General features: G+C 51.2%; 1 protein-coding gene. It reads left to right on the top strand.

All coding sequences use genetic code 11. The features are described 5' to 3' along the window. Window positions 1–307: hypothetical protein (locus tag DLK05_RS18905; RefSeq protein WP_438830195.1), on the top strand; the 307-nt coding region annotated here is incomplete at its 5' end. Window positions 308–377 lie beyond the last annotated feature (70 nt).

Genomic DNA, 377 nt, shown 5'->3' with positions numbered 1-377 from the left:
CTTACCCCAACCAACAGGGGATTTGCTGCTTTCCATTGAGCCTGTTTCTCTGCGCGACGTTCGCGGCGGCGTGTTTGTGCATCCATCTGGATTCTCCTGTCAGTTAGCTTTGGTGGTGTGTGGCAGTTGTAGTCCTGAACGAAAACCCCCCGCGATTGGCACATTGGCAGCTAATCCGGAATCGCACTTACGGCCAATGCTTCGTTTCGTATCACACACCCCAAAGCCTTCTGCTTTGAATGCTGCCCTTCTTCAGGGCTTAATTTTTAAGAGCGTCACCTTCATGGTGGTCAGTGCGTCCTGCTGATGTGCTCAGTATCACCGCCAGTGGTATTTATGTCAACACCGCCAGAGATAATTTATCACCGCAGATGGTT

The sequence above is a fragment of the Ancylomarina longa genome (assembly GCF_003996985.1).
Taxonomy (GTDB): domain Bacteria; phylum Bacteroidota; class Bacteroidia; order Bacteroidales; family Marinifilaceae; genus Ancylomarina_A; species Ancylomarina_A longa.
The sequence above is the reverse complement of the archived record's forward strand: the minus strand, read 5'-3'. Positions and strand labels throughout refer to the sequence as shown.